This is a genomic window from Sphingomonas alba (assembly GCF_023516555.1).
Lineage (GTDB): Bacteria > Pseudomonadota > Alphaproteobacteria > Sphingomonadales > Sphingomonadaceae > Sphingomicrobium > Sphingomicrobium album.
In genome coordinates, this window is record NZ_JAMGBD010000001.1 from 627,453 (window position 1) to 646,904 (window position 19,452).

Sequence of the window (19,452 nt, forward strand, 5' to 3'; positions counted from 1 at the left end):
TTTCCCCTTTAACCGATCGTCACGACAGTGTCGGACGTGAAGGCATATTCCGGCACCTGCAGGTTCAGCGGCGCCGGTCCCTGGCGGATGCGGGCCGCCGTGTCGTAGGCCGATCCGTGGCACGGGCAGAAATAGCCGCCGAACGGACCGCGGTTCTCGCCTTCGCCGGTGCCGAGCGGGATGCAGCCCAGATGGGTGCAGACGCCCATGGTGATCAGCCAGTTCATCTTGCCCGGCTTGGTGCGCTCGGCCAGCGTCTGCGGGTCGCGCAGGGTGCTGACATCGACGGCATTGGCCGCCGCGATTTCCTGCGGCGTCAGGTTGCGGACGAACACCGGCTGCTTGCGCCATACGGTCTTGATGGCCTGGCCAGGCGCGATCTTGGAAATGTCGACTTCGGTTGAAGCCAGCGCCAGCACGTCGGCCGACGGGCTCATCTGGCTGACCAGGGGCAGGACGACCGCGGCGGCGCCGACACCGGCAAAGCTCACTGCGGCGATGTTGATGAAATCACGGCGGCGAAGGCTGTGGTCCTCCCCCACCTGCGAGACCATATTTCCTTCTTGCGCGGCCATGCTCACCCTTAGAACGTCGGTTGCCAATGCCCGGACGGGCTTGAAAGCGTACGTCCGCGAGCGGCGTCGCCGTCGCGAAAGTTGCACGGCTGATAGCGGGCGGTTTTGGTGCTGCCAAGGGCGGAATTATTGGGCTGCAACCTCTTCCGGCGTCAGCACTACCAACTCGCCTTTGCGTCCAATCCACGCCGAGCGCGCCATGACTGCGGCGGCGTAAAGAACGACGACGATCACGAGCCAGCGGAGCGTCTCGACAGGCATCTGCTTGACGATCAAGGCGGCAACCAGGACGGCCGGAAGACCACCGAGCGTCAGGGCCAGGACAATCCTCAAGTCCATCTTTCCAATCTGGATGTGACGGACGCTGGCCGTCGCGCCCATAAGGCCGGCGCTCGCCGCCATGATCGGGAAGCAGAGCCGCGGATCCATTCCCATCAGGCTCAGCAGGACCAGCGTCGGCGCATAATTGCCGACACCGAAATTCAGCAGGATGCCAAAGCCGAAGCTCGCCGCGATCGCGAGTATGGTGAGGCCCATTGGCAAGCCGGTTTCAGTGCCACCGCCGGGCATCAGGTGCAGGTTGGTGAGCGTGTACGCCGCGGCGGCTAGCGTCAGGCCGATCGCAACGATCATCTGAACCACCCAGACGCGCGACTTTGTCACCATCGGCGCTCCGAGCAGCCCTCCGACGACGCATGCAAGGATGCAGCCGACCAGCAGGACTGCGTCGACCCTCACTCCCAGCAGGATCAGGAAGATGAAGCCCTGCAGCACCGCCGGTAGTGTCAGGCCGACCAGGATGGTTTGCGGAATGAGCGCATCCGGGACGATCTTGCGGAACTTGAGCCAGGCCGTGGTTGGCGCAAACGAACCGATCCCCAGCGTATCGAAAAAGCTGACGACCGCGCCGACGAGCAGCGCCTCGGGCCGTGGCGTCGCCTTCTGGCGAACGGCGGCGCGCAGGAGCGCCACCAGACAAACAATGGCGGCAAGCGTAATCGGAACGAGAAGCGCAATCAGCATGGCCGCCCCCTTCGAGCCACGGATGGTGATGGCATCCTAGATGAATGGCACATGCGCGGCTATGGGCCCGCGATGCGCATCGCCTTGTTCGAGCCTGAGATCGCCGGGAACGTCGGCGCCGTCATGCGGCTTGGCGCCTGCATGGGGGTGCCGGTCGACCTCATCGAACCAATGGGCTTCGAATGGGACGACAAGAGGGTTCGTCGGACTGCCATGGATTATATCGACCATGTCGACGTCTCGCGGCATCGCTCCTTCGACGCCTTCCGCGAAGTCACCCCGGGCCGCTTGGTACTGTTCACCACGAAGGGCGAAGCGTCGCCTTACGATTTCGAGTTCGAACCGACCGACTTGCTGCTGTTCGGCAAGGAGAGCGGCGGCGTTCCCGCCGATGTCGCGGCCGCCAGCGATGCGAGGTTGCGCATCCCGATCCGCGCCGACGTGCGCTCGTTCAACCTTGCCATGGCCGCCGCCCTCGCCTTGGGTGAGGCATTGCGCCAGACCGGAGAATTGCCCCGATGAAACCGCTCGACGACCAGCAGCAGGCCGCCCGCGACTGGTTCGAATCGCTCCGCGACCGCATCTGCGCCGCCTTTGAGGCGATCGAGCGGGAAGCCGGTAGCGACGCGAGCTTCGAATACACGCCCTGGGACCGCACCGACGAAAGCGGTGAGCCCGGGGGTGGCGGCGTCCGCGGCCAGATGACCGGCAAGGTCTTCGAGAAAGTCGGCGTCAACGTCTCGACCGTCGGCGGCACCTTCTCGGACGAATTTGCCAGCTCGATTCCCGGCGCCGAGGAAGACCCGAGCTTCTTCGCCACCGGCATTAGCCTCGTTGCCCACATGGCCAATCCGCATGTCCCGGCCGTGCACATGAACACTCGCTTCCTGACCACGACAAAGCGCTGGTTCGGCGGCGGCGCCGACCTCAACCCAGCCATTCCCTACGAGGAGGATACGGACGCCTTCCACGCCCGCCTGCGCGCCGCCTGCGCCGCGCACGACCCGACCTTCTATCCGCGCTTCTCCAAGTGGGCGGAGGAGTATTTCTGGCTTCCGCACCGCCAGGTCGCGCGCGGCGTCGGCGGCATCTTCTACGACCGGCTCGAAGGCCATTTCGACGAGCATTTCGCCTTCACCCGCGATGTCGGCGAGGCCTTCCTCGACATTTTCCCGCAAATCGTCCGAAAGCGGATGGATACGCCGTTCACCGACGAGGATTTGGAGCGCCTGCTGGAATTCCGGGGCCGATACGTCGAGTTCAACCTGCTCTACGACCGCGGCACGCTCTTCGGCCTCAAGACCGGCGGCAATATCGACGCCATCCTCATGAGCCTTCCGCCCGTGGCGAAGTGGAAATGAGCGGCCGACCCGACATGCCGGGGTGCATGGCGGTAGGGCGGCCGCTCGAAGACCTGCCTGACGGCCAGCTGGCGGCGGTCGTCACCTACCTCGAAATGCTCGAGCCGCCTGCAACCGAAGTTCCCGAATCCGCGCTTCGCTTGCGCCGCGTCGCCGAACCGACCGTCAACCAGTATCGCGCGCTCTTCCGCAAGGTCGGCGCACCATGGCTCTGGTTCTCCCGCCTTAAGCTCAAAGATGCCGACCTCCAGGCGATCATTGGCGACCGCGAAATCCATCTCTACGAAGTCGCCGCCGTCGAAGCGGTCGTCGGCATGCTGGAACTGGATTTCCGCCAGCCCGGCCAATGCGAACTTGCGTTCGTCGGCCTCGTGCCCGAGCTTTCCGGCCGGGGCCACGGCCGCTGGCTGCTGGCCCATGCAGTCCGCCTCGCCTGGCGCGAAGGCGTGAAGCGCGTCCACGTTCACACCTGCACGCTCGACCATCCTGCCGCCGTCGCCGCCTACCGCCGCGCCGGGTTCGTGCCCTACAAGCGCGGGATCGAGCGTTTCACCGATCCACGCCTTACCGGCGACCTGCCGCCGGACTCAGCGCCTCAATGTCCGCTGCTTGGAACGCTGACCGTCGAAAGCCCGGATCCCTGAGCGTAGAGCCGGGCGACCATGACAACAAACACCGTCGTGATCATCGCCGAGACCAGCTCCGTGAACAGCGCAATGAACAGGGCCGACACGGACATGGCCTCCGGCTCGCCGAACAGCAGCTGGCCGACGATCCCCGCGATCGCGCCGACCGCACCCAAAAGGACGATGGCAGCAAAGCCCAGCATCAGCACGAACGCGAAGAGCCGCCACCAATTGCCGCTGCTCAGCGCCCAGGCCCGCTTCAGCATCGCGACCGGCCCGAGATGCTCGGCGCTCGCCACCGCAGACATCAGGATCATCCGCACGGTCATGAACAGCAGTACGCAGACGACGAGGACGGTGATGAGCGCATCCGTGCCCGACACCGCCTCCGGATCGTCGAACAAATGCCTGCCGAAGACGCCCATCAGGATGATCAGCGGGAGCATCCACAGCATGGTCCCTGCGAGATAGACAGGCATCCGCCTGAGGCCGTGCGCAATCGCGTCGGCGACGCTCGTCGCCGGTCCAAGCGCCAGCCGAATCATCGCCAATTGCCCAACCAGGCCGATCAGCGCTGAAATCAGGAAAAGCCAGCTCGTCATCCCGCCGGCGACGATGGTCGCCGGAGTCTGCTTGGGGTCAATGACCCCGGCGATCACGCCCGGCAGGAAAACGAGCGCCAGCGCCACCGCGCCCAGCAGCTTGCCGTCGCGCGTCAGCACGTCCCGGGTTTCGTCCCACGCCTTCGACAAGGACAACTTTCCCACGCAATTCCTCCCCATTCGCCTTTCAGCCCTTATGCGGAGCCTGGCTGCGCCGCGCAATCGCGCTTGCGTCCGCGTTCGCTGGGCGCCATCTCGCCCGCCATGAAGCAGGTTGCCGGCGTCGAATGGCAGGTCAGCGAGGGCCTGACGCCTTACGAGGACGCCCTCGCGGCGATGGAGTCGCGCGCCGCGGCCATCCGCGCCGGCGAAGCGAACGAGCTGATCTGGTTGGTCGAGCACCCGCCGCTCTTCACCGCCGGCACCAGCGCCAACGCCGACGAGCTTATGAACCCCCTGCACTTCCCGGTGTTCGAGGCCGGGCGCGGCGGCCGCTACACCTACCATGGCCCCGGCCAGCGCGTCGGCTATTTGATGCTCGACCTCGAAAAACGCGGGAAGGACATACGCTGCTTCGTCCACGCGCTAGAAGGCTGGATCATTGCCGCCCTCGCCCAGCTGGACGTAAAGGCGCGCCGCGAGCCGGGCCGCATCGGCCTTTGGGTCGGCGAAGGCGCGAACGAAGCGAAAATCGCCGCCATCGGCGTCCGCGTGAAGCGCTGGGTGACGCTGCACGGCTTCAGCGTGAACATTTCACCGGACCTCTCGCACTTCGGTGGGATCGTCCCCTGTGGAATCAGCGATTTCGGGGTCACCAGCCTGCAGGCTTTGGACGTCGATGCTGAAATGGCGGAGCTCGATGGCGCGCTGGAGGCCGCATTTCCGGCATTTCTCGCTGAATTGCCCGCCAGTGACAAAGTGCCTTGAGGCTACAGAACCTTGCGACTATTGTGCGCGCGATTTGTGACGGGGGACCCTCGATCCAGATCGAAGATAATTAGGGAGTTTTGAATGCGTGCTCTTATCCTGGTCGCCGGTGCGGCCCTGGCGCTTTCGGCTTGCAGCAAGAACGAAGCCGCCGACAACACGATGAACGTCGATGATACCATGACCACCAACGAGGTCCTGGCCAACGACACCATGAACACCGACATGAACGCGGTTGACGCCAATTCGGCGATGAACGCTGCTGACACTGCCAACGCTGCTGCTGACACGGCCAATGCCGCTGCCAACACTGCGAACGCTGCTGCCAACAACGCTCAGTAATCGCTTGTCCGCCTCCGTCATGGAGGCGTTGGCATTTTAAGAGGCTGCCGGTAGATGCCGGCAGCCTCTTTTTATTTCTGCACCGGAGCTTCCCGAATGCGCGCACTCGTCTTCGTCCTCGCCGCAACCTCGCTGGCGCTTGCCGGCTGCGGGAAGAAGGACGTGACCGGCAATACTAGCGCGCTGGATGAAACCGTCAGCGCCCAGGATTTCTCGACCAACGACACGACCGCGATCGATGCGGCCACCGGCGCCGACGCCAATATGGCCGCCGACGTCGACATCAACGCCCCGCTTCCCGACAGCGACAATGAAGGCGCTGACAATCCCGCGCGCTCATCGACGCGAAGCGGCAGCCCCAGCAAGAGCGCGAATGACAAGGGCAACAGCAGCAGCAACAACAACACGGCTGCTCCGGCCCCAGCGACGCCGCCGGCCGCCCCGGCAACCCAGCCGACCGAAACCAACGCCAACTAGGCTTAGGGCAGTCCCACGACCTTGTGCGCCTGCAGCGACAGGCGCCATTTCGGCCGCTCCATCGCCAGCGCGATCGCCGCGTCCATTGCAGCCTTGCCATCGGCGCAGTCCATCGGCTGCACCAGGAAGTGCCTGAAATCCCATTCCTCCAGAGCCGCCGGGTCGATTTCCGGCTGCGGCCACACCAGCTTGAGCTCGTCGCCCCGGCGCTGGACGACCTCGGTCGACCCCTTGGGGCTGATGCAGAGCCAGTCGATTCCCGGCGTCGCGGGCAACGTGCCGTTGCTCTCCACTGCGACCCTGAAGCCGTGCGCGTGCAAGACATCGATCAGGGCTTTGTCCAGTTGCAGCATCGGTTCGCCGCCGGTGACGACGACCAGCCGCTTGTCGGCCTTCTCGCCCCATAAAGTCGCGACGTGCGCCGCCAGCGCATCCGCATCGGCAAACTTGCCGCCGCCCTCACCGTCCGTACCGACGAAATCCGTGTCGCAGAAATTGCACTGCGCCTCCGCCCGGTCCTGCTCGCGCCCGCTCCACAGATTGCAGCCGGCGAAGCGCAGGAAGACGGCGCGGCTGCCGCTCTGCACCCCCTCGCCCTGCAGCGTCAGGAAGGCTTCCTTGACCGCGTAGCTCATGCCGCCACGTATCGCGTCGGGTCGGGCAGGCCCGCGTCCTCGAAGCCCTTGGCACGCAGGCGGCAGGCGTCGCACTCGCCGCAAGCCGCGCCGTCCTCTGCCGGATCGTAGCAGCTATGGCTCATGCCCGCGTCCAGCCCCAGCCGGTCCGCCTCGCGGGCGATGTCCGCCTTGGTCATGTGCAGCAAGGGCGCGTGGATGGTGAAGGGATCGCCTTCGACTCCGGCTTTGGTGGCGCGGTTGGCGAGATCCTGGAAGGCGGCGACAAACTCCGGCCGGCAGTCCGGGTAGCCCGAATAATCGAGCGCATTGACGCCAACGAACAGGTCGCGAGCGCCTGCCGCTTCCGCCCAGGCCAAAGCCAGGCTCAGGAAGACCGTGTTGCGCGCCGGGACATAGGTGACCGGAATCCCTTTGCCGACGCCTTCCTTGGGGACGTCGATGTCGTCGGTCAGGGCGGAACCGCCAAAAGCGGACAGGTCCATCGGCAGGATGATGTGGCGGTCGGCCAATCCAGCCGCGATGCGCCTGGCGGCTTCCAGCTCAACGCGGTGCCGCTGGTTATAGTCCACGGTCAAAGCCAGCACCTCGAACCCGGCCTCGCGGGCAAGCCCGGCGCAGACCATGGAATCGAGCCCGCCTGACAGCAGCACCACCGCCTTTTTACGTTCCGAATTCATCGCGCGGGCATCTAGGCGTTCGGGCCGCCAAAAAGAAGGGGCCGCAAAAGCGGCCCCAGTGTCGAGCGGACAAGCGCTCGATAGGGAGGAAAGCGTGCCGAAAAACAGGCACGGGCACATCCTAACCCACGTTGGTTAAACGGGGCCTTAATGAGCGATGGCTGTCTTTGCAGCCGGGCAGTCGCCAACGCGGCGCGCGTGCAGGGTATAACTGAACGGGAAACCGTCGGAGATGCCCTGCGTCTCGATGCGCAAGGTGCGCGGCGTGATCACCCGCATCTTCGACTGACCGAAGCCGCCGCCGGTGCAGGTGTAATGGATCACTGCCTCGGTGTCGGTGGAGGAAATCACGACTCGGGTGCATTGGCCTTTGCGATGCTCCCACTGGGACAGGGCCACGGCCTGCGGCACGCAAAGCTTCTCGGCATTCGCGCCCGTCGCCGACTTGCTGACCTCCCACAACCCGCCGGATGCCGACAGGACCGGTGGCAGCGTCGCCGCAGTCAGCCCGATTGCCGCGCCCACGAGGCTAGCTTTGATTAACTTTCTCTTCATGCGTCAGCTCAACATGACTATTTAACGAAAGTTAGTTAAGAAAATCCAGCCTCTATGCCACGTCTTCAAGCGCGATTGGGAAATCCGTTGCGCAGAAGGCACAATCGACACGGATGAAGCCATCCTCACCGACCATCGCCTCCCGCTCTTCAAGGGGAAAGCGGGCGATGACCGATTTCACATAGTCGGGGTCGCAGCGGCAGCCGCGGCTCAATGACACGGGTTCGAGGGTGCGGACTTCCTCCTCCTCGTGGAACAGCCGCCAGACCAGGTCTTCCAGCGGCAACGCCGGATCGGTCAGTTCCTCGTCCTTCACCGACCCTGCCAGGATGGCGACATGCGGCCATTCGGGATGATCGAGCCGCGTGTGTAGCCGTTCGCGGCCCTCCTCGCCTTCGGGAAGGTGCTGGAACATCAATCCGCCGGCAACCCAGCCCTGTTCGCCTTTGCGGGCGGACAGCCGGACAATGCTCGGGATTTGCTCCGACTGGCTGAAATAGCTTTGCGCCGCATGGGCCAGGCTCTCGCCTTCCAGGGGGACAATCCCCTGGTAGCGTTCGTCGGACGCCGGTTGGTCGAACGTGATGGCCAGGTAACCGCGGCCGAACAGCGAGAAGAGGTTCGGGTTCGGCCCCGCCTCGGCCAGCCGCTCGGCGTCGTGGCGGACGTAGCCGCGCAGTTCGCCGCCCCGGTAATCGCAAACCAGAAGGTCGACGATCCCGTTCTCGGTCTGCGCCTGCAGCGTCATCTGCCCGCCGGGGTCCTTCAGCAGCGCGCCGAGCAGCGACGTCAGCACCAGCGCCTCGGCCAGCAATTGCTCTATGACGCGTGGGTAGTTGTGGTTGGCTAGGATTCGGTCGAGCGAAGGCCCCAGCCGCGCCAATCGCCCCCGCGCATGCCGCGAAGGAATGGTAACGCCAAGAGCGGTGTCGAGGTTGGTGGTCTGCTCGGGCGTCAACAATCAATCCTTCTTTGCCAGACTCCCATCCTCGCTCGTCCTGAGCGAAGTCGAAGGGCGTTCCACGGGCGGTTTCGCAAGTAAATGGATACGCCCCGAGTCCCCTGCAACCAGCGCCTCCTTCTTTGCACGCGTCCATCCCTTGATCCGGCGCTCGAAAGCAAAGGCTTCATCACGAGTGGGCGCGGCTTCGGCCCAAACCAACTCGACCGGACGGCGACGGCGGGTCCAGTCAGGCCCTCACCAGCTTGGTGCTGCGCCAGGCGCACTTCAAGATTGTCGGTGTGGCCGGCATAAAACGACCCGTCGCTGCACTTGAGGAGATATGCCCAGAATTGCATTCGCGTCGTGCCTCCGCCCTTCGACTTCGCTCAGTACGAGCGGAGGGGTTTGCTTTGCCAAGAGTAGATAATTCTAGCCACCAGCATTCGCTCGTCCTGAGCGAAGTCGAAGGGCGTCGTCACCAACAAAACCCCCGTTCGTCCTGAGCGAAGTCGAAGGGCGCACCTCCAACAACCAAACTCACAACTTCCCGAAGCACCAGAGCAAAAGGCTCTTCTGCGCGTGGAGGCGGTTTTCTGCCTCGTCCCACACCACCGAAGCCGGCCCGTCCATCACCTCATCCACCACTTCCTCACCGCGATGCGCAGGCAGGCAGTGCAGGAAGACGGCATTGTCCGCCGCGCAACCCATCAGGTCCTCATCGACCCGATACGGCTCCATCAGGGCGACCTTGGCAGTGCTGTCCGCCTGACCCATCGAGATCCAGGTATCGGTGACCACCGCATGAGCGTCGGTCGCGGCTTCGCGAGCGTCACGGACGATCGGCACGGTGCAGCCGCGCGCCGCGGCCTCCTGGAGGAAATCCACGTCAGGCTCATGGCCCGAAGGACAGGCGACCTTCAGCCCGAAGCGCATCAGCGACGCCGCCTCGATCAGCGAGTTGCAGACATTATTGCCGTCGCCGAGCCAGGCCCAACGGCTGCCTTCCAGCGCGCCATTGCGCTCGATGTAGGCCTGCATGTCGGCAAGCAACTGGCACGGGTGCGACAAATCGGTCAGCGCATTGATCACCGGTACGCTGGCGTGCCGCGCCATTTCCTCGACCTTCGCATGATCGTCGGTGCGGATCATGATCGCATCGACATAGCGCGACAGGACGCGCGCCGTGTCGGCGATGGTCTCGCCGCGGCCGAGCTGGCTCGACCCGCCTTCCAGGATCAGTGCGCTGCCACCCAATTGGCGCATCGCCATGTCGAAGCTGACGCGGGTTCGCGTGCTCGACTTCTCAAAAATCATCGCCAGCACAAATCCGGCCAGCGGCGCGTCGGAATCGGGCTTGCCCTTAGGCCAGCCCGCGCGCGCCGCCTTGCGGGTCGCGGCGTCCTTCAGAATGGCGGCGACGCCGTCGGCGCCGGCGTCCGACAGGTTCAGGAAATGACGGACTTCGGTCACGCCGCTTCCGGCACCTCATAGGCCGAGGCCGCGGCCGACAGGCCGTCGACGAACTCGCGGATATGCTGCTCTTCGATGTTGAGCGGCGGCAGGACACGGACGACATTGTCGCCGGCCGACACCGTCAGGATACCGCGCGTACGCAAATAGGCGACGAAGGCCCGGCTGTCGGTCTTCATCTTGATGCCCAGCATCAGGCCAAGGCCGCGGACGCTCTCGAAGATATGGTCGTGATTGGGGATCATCTGCTCAAGAGCAGAGCGCAGGCGCTCGCCGGTCGAGCGGACCTGCGCCAGGAAATCCTCATTGGCGACGATGTCGAACACCGCCTCGCCTGCCGCCATCGCCAGCGGGTTGCCGCCATAGGTCGACCCGTGCGTTCCGATGACCATGCCGGCCGCGGCCTTCTCGCTTGCCAGGCAGGCGCCCATCGGGAAGCCGCCGCCGATGCCCTTGGCCGAGCTCATGATGTCCGGCGTCACGCCATAATACTGGTAGGCATAAAGGTGGCCCGTGCGGGCGACGCCCGTCTGGACCTCGTCAAACACCAGCATCAGGTCGTGCTCGTCGCAAAGGTCGCGCAGGCCCTGCAGGAACTCCTTGCTGGCCGGGCGGATGCCGCCCTCGCCCTGTACAGGCTCCAGCAGGAAACCGGCCGTGTTTTCGTCCATCAGCGCCTTGGCGGATTCCAAATTGTCGAATTCGCCGACCTTGAAACCCTCCAGCAGCGGCGCGAACCCGTCGATCATCTTCGGCTGATCGGTGGCGCTGATCGCCGCCATGGTGCGGCCGTGAAACGCCTGCTTGAAGGTGATGAGCGTGTGCTTGTGGGGGTTGCCCTTGGCATAATGGTAACGGCGCGCGGTCTTGATCGCGCACTCGATCGCCTCGACGCCCGAATTGGTGAAGAAGACCGTGTCGGCGAAGGTCAGATCGGTCAGCCGCTTGGCGAAGGACTCGCCCTGCGGCGAGCCATAGAGGTTGGAGACGTGCATCAGCGTCGCCGCCTGCTCCTGGATCGCCTTGGTCAAATGCGGGTGGCCGTGGCCGAGGATGTTGACCGCGATGCCGGCGGCGAAATCGAGATATTTCTCGCCATTCTCCCCGTAGAGATATGCCCCATCGCCCCTCACTGGCCGGACTTCCGAACGCGGATACACAGGCATGAGCGGCGTAATAGCCATAACGGCGAATTCCCCTTCCCGGCTGAAATGCAAAAGGCGACCTCGTGGGCCGCCTCGGCGGCTATAGCGAGAGGGCCCAAAAAGAGAAAGGGGCGCCCCGTTTTCGGAACGCCCCTTCCTTACGCTTCACTCAGGCCAACAGGCCTAACGCTTAGTCGTGGTCCCAGCCGTGATCGTCTTCGTAACGATCATTGCGGCCATCGCGATCGCGGTCGCGGTAGTTGTTCGATCCCCAGCGATTGCCATCGCGGGCATCGTGTTGGAGCCGCTGCTCGAGGCGAGCCAGGCGGACTTCGACAGCCTGGCGCTCCTGGAAGTTCAAGCCATTGCGGCCTGACCGATACAGGCGACGCTCAAGATCGCGGCTGTCGTCCATCAAGCGGGCGGCCTCGCGGTTGCTGAGGATGTTCCGCCGGTCGAGCTGACGAACCTCGTTCTGGAACCGGTCGATACGGACCTGCAGGTTGCGGGCCTGGCCGTAGCCGTTGTTGTAGCCGTAGCCATTGCCATAGAGCGGCTGGGCGTACTGCGCGGCGGCGGGAACGGCTGCCGTCAGTGCGGTCATCGCGACGGCGGCGGAAATCAGGAACTTACGCATTCTCACTCTCCTACTTTGGAGCGGGTTGATGCGTATCTCTTGGGCCTGCCGACTTGTTTGAATGCTGAATGCAGTCGTTATCTCACGTTCACCGAAGTAAAACCGCAAGTATCTGTATTTATTCGTTATTTACTATTCAGTTAGCTGGCGTTCAGCGACCTTTGAAACCATTGCTGAATCCAAAGTCCGCGAATCGACTCAGTTCTTGATCTTCCACCCGCTCCGCAGCAGCGAGTAGCAGGTCGCCCAGAGCGCCATATTGAGCGCAAGCAGCCCAAAAGCGCCGACCATCAGCGGCGAGTCGGTCACCTCCAGGAAGCCGTAGCGGAAGCCGGAGATGACGTAGAAGAACGGATTCAAATGACTGATGGCGCGAAACGTCGGCGCCAGCTGCTCGACCGAATAGAAGGTACCGCTGAGCAACGACAAAGGCGCCACCACGAAATTGGTGATCATCGCCGCATGGTCGAACTTCTCCGCCCAGATCGAGGTCAGCACCCCGAGGAAGGACAGCAGGAGCGACCCCATCAAACCGAACCACAGGGCCGCCAGCGGATGACGGACCTCGACCGACACGCCCGGCCAAAGCGCCATCGCCAGCCACACCGCCCCGCCGACCAGGAAGGCCCGCGTCACCGCCGCGCCGACCAGCCCGGCGATCAGCTCGCCAGTCGACAGTGGCGGCATCAGATAGTCGACGATCGTTCCCTGGATCTTGCCGACCAGCAGCGAGAAGGATGAGTTGGCGAAGCTGTTCTGAAGCATCGCCATGACGATCAACCCCGGCGCCAGAAAGTCGGCAAAGGGATGGCCAAGGACCATTCGCCCGGTCCGCCCCATCGCGACCGTAAAGATGATGAGATAGAGCATCGTCGTGACCGCCGGGCCCCAGACGGTTTGCAGCTGCACCTTGAAGAACCGGCGCACCTCCTTGATATAGAGGGTCTTGAGCCCTCCCCAGTTGACACCGTTCAGCGTGGCTTCGCCCGGCTTGGTGCGGACCCATGAAGGTTGTTGCAAGTTGGAGGTCTGGTCGTTCACGCGAGCATCGCCTATCGGCTGAATTCGCGCGCGGCAATGATTTGGAGTGTTTTGTTGAATGTCCTGGACTGAAGAACGGATCGAGCGGCTAAAGTCGATGTGGTCGGAAGGCTCGACCGCTAGCCAGATTGCCGACGAGCTCGGCGGCGTCAGCCGCAATGCCGTCATCGGCAAAGCGCACCGCCTCGGCCTCGAAGCCCGCCCCTCGCCGGTGAAACCGGGCGAGGAGAAGGAAACGCCGAAGAAGGCAGCCAAGGCCGCCGCGCCGAAGGCCGCGAAAGCGCCCAAAGCGGAGCCGCCTGCCGCCGCCGCTAACGCCGCCGACGTCGCCCCGGGCGATGCGCCGGATGGCCCCGGCCCCGATCTTCCGTCGCAGGCGCCGCAGGCCCAGCGCCCGCAAGCGGCAACGCCCGACGCCACGCTCCAATATCGTTCGGTCGGCCCCGGCGGCTTTATCCGCCAGGGTCCCGGCGACACCCAGGCTCCAATTCCGCCGGCGCCCCCGCGTCGCCTGGTTCCGGCCAAGCCGAGCGCCGAGGTCGCCGACAAGACCAGCCTGCTGGACTTGAACGACCGCATTTGCCGCTGGCCGATCGGCCACCCGGGCGAGCCAGATTTCCATTTCTGCGGACAGTCGGCCAACCCAGGCTTTCCGTATTGCGTCCAGCATTGCGGCGTCGCCTATCAGGCGCAGCTTCCCCGCCGCGACCGGCGCCCGCCACCGCCATTACCGTTCGGCGGGCCGCGCGTCCGCTAGGCGCTAAGGAAAGCCCGGATCTCCCGCTCGAGCCCCGGCCAGGCTGACTCGTCGCCGAGCGGGACGTGGTTGCCGCTTTCGAACTCGAAATAGCGCGCGCCCTTGATGGCTTTGGCTACCTGGCGACCGGCATCGGCAGGCGCATTCCCATCCTTGTCTGCGTGACAGACAAGCGTCTCGGCTCTGATGTTCTTCAGCTCACAGCGCACGTCGATCCGCGAGGCAAGATCGATCATCGGCTCCATGTTCTTGACTGGCCCGAGCGTCGCGAAATTCTCGTTGTGCCAGTCGATCAGCGCCGGGCTGGCTGACGGGAAATAGAGCGTGATGAACATCTCGCCCAATAGGCTGCGGCGGAATGCGGGCCGTTGCCGGTTCATCTCCAAGAGCGATTCGCGATAGGCGATTTCTTCGGGATCGGCACGTACACGCCAGCCCGCGGCGAAACTGTTGACCAGCACCAGCTTGCGCACCCGCTCCGGATTGCGGGCGGCAAACGCCATGGCGATCGCCGCCCCATGCGATATTCCCAGCAAGTCGCACTGTTCGATTCCCGCCGCATCCGCGACCGTTTCCAGGTCGCCGACCAGGTGCTCGAATGAGAATCCCGGCAGGTCCCAGTCCGACATGCCAAAGCCGCGCATGTCTTGCCGCACCAAGCGGTTCGCCCGTGAGCAGGCCTCGATCCAGTGGCCGTAAACAGGACTGTCCCAGTCGTGCTGGAGGTGCGTCATCCAGTTCGGCGCCTTGAGGATCGGGAAGCCCGTGCCGCATTCGGCGAAAGCAATCCGCGCCCCGTCGCCGGCCTTGCAGTACCTGATGGCATCCTTGGCAGGCGTCGGCGTGGGTGCGGGCGCAGCCGTCCCGGCCGCCGCATCCTCCGCCTCCATTCGCCGCCGCCAGGTCGCCGGCGGCTCGCCGAATTCGCGCTTGAAGGCGCGGTTGAACGCCGCCTCACTGTTGAATCCGACGGCGTACGCGATGTTGGCGGTGTTATGCCTGCCGTCACGGAGCATGTTTGCGGCCGACCGCATCCGCCAGCGTGCGCAGTAACGCATCGGCGGCTCGCCCAGCAGCTCGACAAAGCGCTCGCCCAACACCGTCCGCGATACGCCGGCCTCGCGCGCGAGTCCTGCGATCGTCAGGTCCTCGGCATAGCGCGCGTGGATGATCGCCAGCGCCTTGGACACGGCAGGGTCGGCCAACCCCTTGATCCAGCCCTTGGCCCCAGCCGGCAGCTGCTCGATATATTCGCGCACGGCCTGCGTGAGGAATAGCTCGGCAAGGCGCGCCACAACCTCCTGCGAAGGTTTTTCTTCGGCGAGGAAACGCATCGAACTGTCGACCCACTCCTCCTGCCCGCTGGCGATATCGAGGGTCAGCATCGGCGGGAGCGCTTCAAGCAAGGGGTGGGACGTCTCGGCGTCCGTGCCCAGGAACCCGCACCAGATCTCCGTCGCCGGGCCTTCGCTCCCGACATTGACGCGGTGCGTGCCCTCCGCTGTCATCCAGCCGATGTCGTCAACTTCGGCGGGCTTCAGCCCCTTCCGGCTTTCCAGAAAATGGGGGTCGTTGCGCGGCAGCAGGACGATTTCGCCGGCGCGGACGGTCACCGCCGGCATCCCCTCCACTTCGACCATCAACTCGCCCGAGCGGACATAATGGTAGCTGATGAGCTTCCCGGGTTCAGGATAGAATGGCGCGAAATGCCGGGGCGTGAATTCGGCGTGGATGCAGAAGTCGCCGGTCATCTGGCCGTCTACGACCACGCCGCCGGTCAGGCGCAGCGAGCTTAGGATGTCAGTGAGAACGTCCATTGGAGCCGTGCGAATCCACGATCCGGCGTTTCGGTCAATTTATCCGGCAGCGCAATCATTTTGGCAAACCGCGCCTTCACCTAGATAGCAGTGGTCACATTCGCAGGACGAATTTTCGTTTCGGCAAGCAATGCTTCCGAAGATGAAGAGACGCGCCTCGGATAATTAAAAGGGGAATTTGAATGGAAAACCATGATCTCAAGTCGTCGCAGGGTGCGATGATGCTTCTGTTTGCGTGCTTGTCTGCATTTTCGGCGGCCGCGACGACGATCGTGCCGTTGATCATCCACGCCTAAAAGAAATTCGGAGATAGATTAATGTATCACGACTTCAATTACGAAGCGACGCTGGCATCGTCCTTGCGCGCCGCCTGGAAGCTCGACGACGTTCTCGCCGAGGACCAGGAGCTGGATTTCACGCGCGACTTCATGCCCGACAATCTGGTTCGCACCAATGAGCTCGACCAGCTCGGCCCGGCCGAGCAGCGCGTACTGAACCAGATTACGGGCAACACGTATCTGCACATCTTCGGCGTCGTCGAAGAGTTCATCCTGCCGTTCCTTATGGACCATGCGCGTGAAGTGCTTCGCGAGGACGATTACCGCGTCCGCGCCCTGCTGAACTTCGCGGCGGAAGAAGCCAAGCACATCCACCTGTTCAAGCGCTTCGCGGCGGCCTTCAATCGCGGCTTCCCGGTGGAATGCCAGGTGATCGGTCCGTCCGAAGCGATCGGCGCGGAAGTGCTGAAGCACGAGCCGCTGGCTGTCGCACTCGTGATCCTGATGATCGAGTGGATGACCCAGCAGCATTATCTCGGCAGCATCCGCGACGACAGCGACATCGACCCGCTCTTCAAGAGCCTGATGAAGCATCACTGGATGGAAGAAGCTCAGCACGCGAAGATCGATACGTTGATCGTCGAGGCGCTGGTCGAAGGAAAAACCGAAGCCGAGATCCAGGCTGCGATGGACGATTTCTTCGCCATCGGCGCCTTCCTCGACGGCGGGCTGGCCACGCAGACTGGCTTCAACCTGGATGCGCTGGAAAAGATGATCGGCCGCAAGCTGGAAAACCGACAGCTGGTCGAACAGCAGCAGCACCAGGCGGCACGCTGGACTTTCGTCGGCTCCGGCATGGTCCACCAGCGCTTCCGTGAAATCCTCGGCTCGATCTCGCCGGCGGCACTTGCCCGCATCGACGAGGCTGCGCCGACCTTTGCCTGAACACCAATCACTCAAAGAAGGGAAATTTTGACATGTTGAACTTCGTTTCCAATCCGCACACCAACGGTCTCGACCTCGCCGCCCTCGGTGAGATGGTCGAAGCCATCGAAAAGGATGCGAGCCTGGCGCAGGCCGGCTTCGCGGTCACCACACGCTGGTCGGGCCAGACCCGCAGCGAGACGGTGGTCGAAAGCTACAGCCTTGGCGGCAAGCGCATCGAGCGCCAGCACCGCATCGTTGCCGACGAGCCGTGCGAACTGCTCGGCACCGACAGTGCGCCGAACCCGCAGGAACTGCTCATGGCGGCGATCAATGCCTGCATGACCGTCGGCTATGTCGCCAACGCGTCGCTTCGCGGCATCCGCCTCGATTCTGTCGAGATCCGGATGAACGGCACGCTCGACCTGCGCGGCTTCCTCGGCCTCAGCGACGATGTGCCGCCGGGTTACGAGAACGTCGACTATGACGTGATCATCAAGGGCGACGGTACGCCGGAGGATTTCGAGGAAATCCACCGCGCCGTGATGAAGACCTCGCCAAACTACTTCAACCTCAGCCGGCCCGTTCGCATGAACGGCACCCTCCACGTCGGTTGACCCGGAGACCGCCGAGAGCAGTCGGGGGCTTGCCTGAGCAAGTCCCCGGCTGGTCGAGAGACGGTTCCGGGCGGCCGGCCAACACGCCCCGGGCGTGATTGGACCGACGTCACGCGATTCACTCGCGTGACGCCTCCGTTGAAGGAATTCAAATGACCGATACTGCTGTTATCAATCCCAACAAGGCGCTCTGGGAAAAGGGCGACTTCACCCGCATTGCCGAAACCATGCGCCAATCCGGGCAGGAGCTGGTCGATACGCTCGGCATCCGCCCAGGCATGAAAGTGCTCGATCTCGGTTCCGGCGACGGCACCACGGCCATCCCTGCCGCAGAATATGGCGCCGTCGTGCTCGGCGTTGATATTGCCGAAAATCTCGTCGCCGCCGGCAACGTCCGCGCGGAACAGGCAGGCCTCGACAATCTGCGCTTCGAGCAGGGCGATGCCTCGAACCTCGCCGAGTTGGAGGACGAGAGCTTCGGCCTCGTCGTCAGCATCTTCGGCGCCATGTTCGCGCCGCGTCCTGACGATGTCGCCAGAGAGATGGTGCGAGTCACCCGTCCCGGCGGCCGCATTGTCATGGGCAACTGGATCCCTGGCGATCCGACGCTCGTCGCGCAAATCCTGAAGATCAGCGCCGCCTACACGCCGCCCCCGCCCGAAGGTTTTGTCAGCCCCATGACCTGGGGTGATGAGACCATTGTCCGCCAGCGCTTCACCGCGGCGGGGATCGCCGACAAGGACATCCAGTTCGAGAAGAACAGCTGGTTCTTCCGTGAGGATGGCCCGCCGGAGCACCTCTTCGAGATTTTCCGCGACTATTACGGGCCGACCATGAACGCCTTCGCCGCCGCCGCAAAGGACGGTCGCGAATGCCAGCTCGACCAGGAACTGCGCGCCTTGTTCGTTGCCCAGAACAAGGGCGGCGAACGCACCGAAATCCCGGCGACCTTCCTGAAAGTGACGGTCGGCAAGAGATGAGGCACACATTGATGAGTCACGCCTACCCTGACATCGTCAGGCAGTGGGCCGCCGATCGTGAACCGCAGAAAGCCAGCAAGATTGGCTTTGCGACCCGCGTCGCAGCACTGTTCGCCAGGCTTCAACCTGATAAACTGCTCGACGTGATCCGAGTCTTTTGACCGCGCTCGTTGAGCCTTTGGAGGCACAACCATGACCAATCCAGATTTGTCTAAGTCCGGAACCGGTGTGTTCGCGTTCGGAATCTTGAGCTACGCCGTCTTCTTCGCCGTGTTCCTGTACGCGATCGGCTTCATCGGCGGCTTTTTCACGCCCACCACCCTCGACGGGACACCGACCGGCCCGGTCGAAAAGGCGCTGGCGATTGATATCGGCCTGCTCGGCCTTTTCGCGGTCCAGCACAGCGTCATGGCCCGTCCCGCATTCAAGCGCTGGTGGACGACCATCGTGCCGGAAGCAGCGGAGCGCAGCATGTACGTGCTGCTGAGTTCACTGGCGCTCGTCGCGCTCTTCACCTTCTGGCAGCCGATAGGCGGTATCATCTGGGACGCACCGGATGGCTGGGCGCGCAACACGGTCATCGGCATCTACCTGCTTGGCTGGGTGCTATTGCTCTACACGACCTTCCTGATCGACCATTTCGACCTGTTCGGCCTGCGTCAGTCGTGGAATCGGTTGAAGGGCAATAAATATACTCCTCCGCAATTCTACACGCCGAGCCTGTATCGCATTGTCCGCCATCCGCTTTACGTCGGTTGGCTGACGATTTTCTGGGCGGCGCCGACGATGACCGTGTCCCACCTGGTCTTCGCGCTTGCGACCACGGCTTACATCCTGATCGCCATTCAGCTTGAAGAACGCGACCTCGTTGATGCGTTTGGCGAGCGCTACGTCGAATATCGCAAGCGGACGCCGATGCTGCTGCCGCGCCTATGGCGGCGTCGAGAAGAACCAACGACGGCCGCCAAGGCTTGATCGTCGAACCAATATTCAATGGGCTCCGGATTTCCGGGGCCCTTTTTCTTGTCGAACTCTTCGGC

General features: G+C 63.7%; 25 protein-coding genes and 1 pseudogene. 12 read left to right on the forward strand and 14 right to left on the reverse strand.

The window, feature by feature from the left end; all coding sequences use genetic code 11:
- Positions 1–8 precede the first annotated feature (8 nt).
- Together petA and LZ536_RS03245 are read right to left on the reverse strand one after the other, a co-directional pair.
- A complete protein-coding gene (gene petA, locus LZ536_RS03240; protein ID WP_249846858.1) occupies positions 9–575 on the reverse strand; it encodes a ubiquinol-cytochrome c reductase iron-sulfur subunit in 567 nt (188 codons plus the stop codon).
- A 126-nt stretch (positions 576–701) separates the two neighbouring features.
- Positions 702–1,598, reverse strand: coding sequence for a sulfite exporter TauE/SafE family protein (locus tag LZ536_RS03245; RefSeq protein ID WP_249846859.1), 897 nt, complete (start codon positions 1,596–1,598; stop codon positions 702–704).
- A gap of 72 nt (positions 1,599–1,670) precedes the next feature.
- On the opposite strand from LZ536_RS03245, the gene LZ536_RS03250 reads away from it, so the two are divergent.
- From LZ536_RS03250 to LZ536_RS03260, 3 genes are read left to right on the forward strand one after another with little or no spacing between them, the layout of a single operon-like run.
- Positions 1,671–2,120, forward strand: coding sequence for a tRNA (cytidine(34)-2'-O)-methyltransferase (locus LZ536_RS03250; RefSeq protein WP_249848545.1), 450 nt, complete (start codon positions 1,671–1,673; stop codon positions 2,118–2,120).
- On the forward strand, positions 2,117–2,959 hold the full coding sequence (gene hemF, locus LZ536_RS03255) for an oxygen-dependent coproporphyrinogen oxidase (RefSeq protein WP_249846860.1): 843 nt from the start codon (positions 2,117–2,119) through the stop codon (positions 2,957–2,959). The genes LZ536_RS03250 and hemF overlap by 4 nt, the downstream gene beginning before the upstream one ends.
- Positions 2,956–3,603 (forward strand): GNAT family N-acetyltransferase, encoded by a 648-nt coding sequence (locus LZ536_RS03260; RefSeq protein WP_249846861.1) that lies wholly within the window; start codon positions 2,956–2,958, stop codon positions 3,601–3,603. The genes hemF and LZ536_RS03260 overlap by 4 nt, the downstream gene beginning before the upstream one ends.
- Here the strand turns inward: LZ536_RS03260 and LZ536_RS03265 are convergent.
- The gene (locus tag LZ536_RS03265) at positions 3,555–4,352 is read right to left on the reverse strand and encodes a DUF7847 domain-containing protein (protein WP_249846862.1); all 798 of its coding nucleotides are present in this window, start codon (positions 4,350–4,352) and stop codon (positions 3,555–3,557) included. The genes LZ536_RS03260 and LZ536_RS03265 overlap by 49 nt on opposite strands.
- Positions 4,353–4,451: 99 nt before the next feature.
- Between LZ536_RS03265 and lipB the strand changes: the two genes are divergently transcribed.
- The 3 genes from lipB (at position 4,452) to LZ536_RS03280 (ending at position 5,933) form a co-directional block, all read left to right on the forward strand.
- Positions 4,452–5,114, forward strand: coding sequence for a lipoyl(octanoyl) transferase LipB (lipB, locus tag LZ536_RS03270; protein ID WP_249848546.1), 663 nt, complete (start codon positions 4,452–4,454; stop codon positions 5,112–5,114).
- 84 nt (positions 5,115–5,198) lie between these two features.
- Complete coding sequence (locus LZ536_RS03275) at positions 5,199–5,456, forward strand: hypothetical protein (protein ID WP_249846863.1); 258 nt, start codon at positions 5,199–5,201, stop codon at positions 5,454–5,456.
- Positions 5,457–5,552: 96 nt separating this feature from the next.
- Positions 5,553–5,933: a hypothetical protein gene (locus LZ536_RS03280; RefSeq protein WP_249846864.1), complete on the forward strand. Its 381-nt coding sequence runs from the start codon at positions 5,553–5,555 to the stop codon at positions 5,931–5,933.
- A 2-nt stretch (positions 5,934–5,935) separates the two neighbouring features.
- On the opposite strand, the gene queE is transcribed toward LZ536_RS03280, so the two are convergent.
- From queE to LZ536_RS03325, 10 genes and pseudogenes are all read right to left on the reverse strand, one after another.
- On the reverse strand, positions 5,936–6,568 hold the full coding sequence (gene queE, locus LZ536_RS03285; protein WP_249846865.1) for a 7-carboxy-7-deazaguanine synthase: 633 nt from the start codon (positions 6,566–6,568) through the stop codon (positions 5,936–5,938).
- Complete coding sequence (gene queC / locus LZ536_RS03290) at positions 6,565–7,248, reverse strand: 7-cyano-7-deazaguanine synthase QueC (protein ID WP_249846866.1); 684 nt, start codon at positions 7,246–7,248, stop codon at positions 6,565–6,567. The genes queE and queC overlap by 4 nt, the downstream gene beginning before the upstream one ends.
- A gap of 147 nt (positions 7,249–7,395) precedes the next feature.
- A complete protein-coding gene (locus LZ536_RS03295; RefSeq protein WP_249846867.1) occupies positions 7,396–7,773 on the reverse strand; it encodes a DUF3617 domain-containing protein in 378 nt (125 codons plus the stop codon).
- Positions 7,774–7,855: 82 nt separating this feature from the next.
- Positions 7,856–8,761, reverse strand: coding sequence for an Hsp33 family molecular chaperone HslO (hslO, locus tag LZ536_RS03300; protein ID WP_249846868.1), 906 nt, complete (start codon positions 8,759–8,761; stop codon positions 7,856–7,858).
- Between the two features lie 3 nt (positions 8,762–8,764).
- Positions 8,765–8,965 (reverse strand): hypothetical protein, encoded by a 201-nt coding sequence (locus LZ536_RS13165; RefSeq protein ID WP_431357909.1) that lies wholly within the window; start codon positions 8,963–8,965, stop codon positions 8,765–8,767.
- Between the two features lie 77 nt (positions 8,966–9,042).
- Positions 9,043–9,102: pseudogene (locus tag LZ536_RS13170) on the reverse strand (GIY-YIG nuclease family protein); the annotation flags it as partial.
- 181 nt (positions 9,103–9,283) lie between these two features.
- Positions 9,284–10,216, reverse strand: a complete 933-nt coding sequence (gene argF / locus LZ536_RS03310) for an ornithine carbamoyltransferase (protein ID WP_249846870.1) — start codon at positions 10,214–10,216, stop codon at positions 9,284–9,286.
- On the reverse strand, positions 10,213–11,400 hold the full coding sequence (locus LZ536_RS03315; RefSeq protein ID WP_249846871.1) for an aspartate aminotransferase family protein: 1,188 nt from the start codon (positions 11,398–11,400) through the stop codon (positions 10,213–10,215). The genes argF and LZ536_RS03315 overlap by 4 nt, the downstream gene beginning before the upstream one ends.
- Before the next feature lie 151 nt (positions 11,401–11,551).
- Positions 11,552–11,998 (reverse strand): hypothetical protein, encoded by a 447-nt coding sequence (locus LZ536_RS03320; RefSeq protein WP_249846872.1) that lies wholly within the window; start codon positions 11,996–11,998, stop codon positions 11,552–11,554.
- Between the two features lie 198 nt (positions 11,999–12,196).
- Positions 12,197–13,039 (reverse strand): ABC transporter permease, encoded by an 843-nt coding sequence (locus LZ536_RS03325; protein WP_431357910.1) that lies wholly within the window; start codon positions 13,037–13,039, stop codon positions 12,197–12,199.
- A gap of 58 nt (positions 13,040–13,097) precedes the next feature.
- Here LZ536_RS03325 and LZ536_RS03330 point away from each other — a divergent pair, with 58 nt between their 5' ends.
- Positions 13,098–13,796, forward strand: a complete 699-nt coding sequence (locus LZ536_RS03330; RefSeq protein WP_249846873.1) for a GcrA family cell cycle regulator — start codon at positions 13,098–13,100, stop codon at positions 13,794–13,796.
- Here the strand turns inward: LZ536_RS03330 and LZ536_RS03335 are convergent.
- Positions 13,793–15,613, reverse strand: a complete 1,821-nt coding sequence (locus tag LZ536_RS03335) for an alpha/beta fold hydrolase (protein WP_249846874.1) — start codon at positions 15,611–15,613, stop codon at positions 13,793–13,795. The two genes, LZ536_RS03330 and LZ536_RS03335, sit on opposite strands and share 4 nt — an antisense overlap.
- Positions 15,614–15,930: 317 nt before the next feature.
- On the opposite strand from LZ536_RS03335, the gene LZ536_RS03340 reads away from it, so the two are divergent.
- The 5 genes from LZ536_RS03340 to mddA all read left to right on the forward strand — a co-directional run bounded on the left by LZ536_RS03340 (position 15,931) and on the right by mddA (position 19,387).
- A complete protein-coding gene (locus LZ536_RS03340; protein ID WP_249846875.1) occupies positions 15,931–16,836 on the forward strand; it encodes a diiron oxygenase in 906 nt (301 codons plus the stop codon).
- A 32-nt stretch (positions 16,837–16,868) separates the two neighbouring features.
- Positions 16,869–17,432 carry an OsmC family protein gene (locus LZ536_RS03345; protein WP_249846876.1) on the forward strand — a complete coding sequence of 188 codons (564 nt, stop codon included), beginning with the start codon at positions 16,869–16,871 and terminating at the stop codon, positions 17,430–17,432.
- 152 nt (positions 17,433–17,584) lie between these two features.
- Positions 17,585–18,412: a class I SAM-dependent methyltransferase gene (locus tag LZ536_RS03350; RefSeq protein ID WP_249846877.1), complete on the forward strand. Its 828-nt coding sequence runs from the start codon at positions 17,585–17,587 to the stop codon at positions 18,410–18,412.
- Between the two features lie 11 nt (positions 18,413–18,423).
- Positions 18,424–18,573, forward strand: coding sequence for a hypothetical protein (locus LZ536_RS03355; RefSeq protein WP_249846878.1), 150 nt, complete (start codon positions 18,424–18,426; stop codon positions 18,571–18,573).
- Positions 18,574–18,604: 31 nt separating this feature from the next.
- Entirely contained in the window at positions 18,605–19,387 is a 783-nt protein-coding gene (gene mddA, locus LZ536_RS03360) for a methanethiol S-methyltransferase (RefSeq protein ID WP_249846879.1), read from the forward strand.
- Positions 19,388–19,452 lie beyond the last annotated feature (65 nt).

What these genes read in the sequence shown, in the direction of transcription:
- petA (WP_249846858.1), bottom strand. Translation starts at nt 575, where the DNA reads ATGGCCGCGCAAGAAGGAAATATGGTCTCGCAGGTGGGGGAGGACCAC.
- LZ536_RS03245 (WP_249846859.1), bottom strand. Translation starts at nt 1,598, where the DNA reads ATGCTGATTGCGCTTCTCGTTCCGATTACGCTTGCCGCCATTGTTTGT.
- LZ536_RS03250 (WP_249848545.1), top strand. Translation starts at nt 1,671, where the DNA reads ATGCGCATCGCCTTGTTCGAGCCTGAGATCGCCGGGAACGTCGGCGCC.
- hemF (WP_249846860.1), top strand. Translation starts at nt 2,117, where the DNA reads ATGAAACCGCTCGACGACCAGCAGCAGGCCGCCCGCGACTGGTTCGAA.
- LZ536_RS03260 (WP_249846861.1), top strand. Translation starts at nt 2,956, where the DNA reads ATGAGCGGCCGACCCGACATGCCGGGGTGCATGGCGGTAGGGCGGCCG.
- lipB (WP_249848546.1), top strand. Translation starts at nt 4,452, where the DNA reads ATGAAGCAGGTTGCCGGCGTCGAATGGCAGGTCAGCGAGGGCCTGACG.
- LZ536_RS03275 (WP_249846863.1), top strand. Translation starts at nt 5,199, where the DNA reads ATGCGTGCTCTTATCCTGGTCGCCGGTGCGGCCCTGGCGCTTTCGGCT.
- LZ536_RS03280 (WP_249846864.1), top strand. Translation starts at nt 5,553, where the DNA reads ATGCGCGCACTCGTCTTCGTCCTCGCCGCAACCTCGCTGGCGCTTGCC.
- queE (WP_249846865.1), bottom strand. Translation starts at nt 6,568, where the DNA reads ATGAGCTACGCGGTCAAGGAAGCCTTCCTGACGCTGCAGGGCGAGGGG.
- queC (WP_249846866.1), bottom strand. Translation starts at nt 7,248, where the DNA reads ATGAATTCGGAACGTAAAAAGGCGGTGGTGCTGCTGTCAGGCGGGCTC.
- LZ536_RS03315 (WP_249846871.1), bottom strand. Translation starts at nt 11,400, where the DNA reads ATGGCTATTACGCCGCTCATGCCTGTGTATCCGCGTTCGGAAGTCCGG.
- LZ536_RS03320 (WP_249846872.1), bottom strand. Translation starts at nt 11,998, where the DNA reads ATGCGTAAGTTCCTGATTTCCGCCGCCGTCGCGATGACCGCACTGACG.
- LZ536_RS03330 (WP_249846873.1), top strand. Translation starts at nt 13,098, where the DNA reads ATGTCCTGGACTGAAGAACGGATCGAGCGGCTAAAGTCGATGTGGTCG.
- LZ536_RS03335 (WP_249846874.1), bottom strand. Translation starts at nt 15,613, where the DNA reads ATGGACGTTCTCACTGACATCCTAAGCTCGCTGCGCCTGACCGGCGGC.
- LZ536_RS03340 (WP_249846875.1), top strand. Translation starts at nt 15,931, where the DNA reads ATGTATCACGACTTCAATTACGAAGCGACGCTGGCATCGTCCTTGCGC.
- LZ536_RS03345 (WP_249846876.1), top strand. Translation starts at nt 16,869, where the DNA reads ATGTTGAACTTCGTTTCCAATCCGCACACCAACGGTCTCGACCTCGCC.
- LZ536_RS03350 (WP_249846877.1), top strand. Translation starts at nt 17,585, where the DNA reads ATGACCGATACTGCTGTTATCAATCCCAACAAGGCGCTCTGGGAAAAG.
- LZ536_RS03355 (WP_249846878.1), top strand. Translation starts at nt 18,424, where the DNA reads ATGAGTCACGCCTACCCTGACATCGTCAGGCAGTGGGCCGCCGATCGT.
- mddA (WP_249846879.1), top strand. Translation starts at nt 18,605, where the DNA reads ATGACCAATCCAGATTTGTCTAAGTCCGGAACCGGTGTGTTCGCGTTC.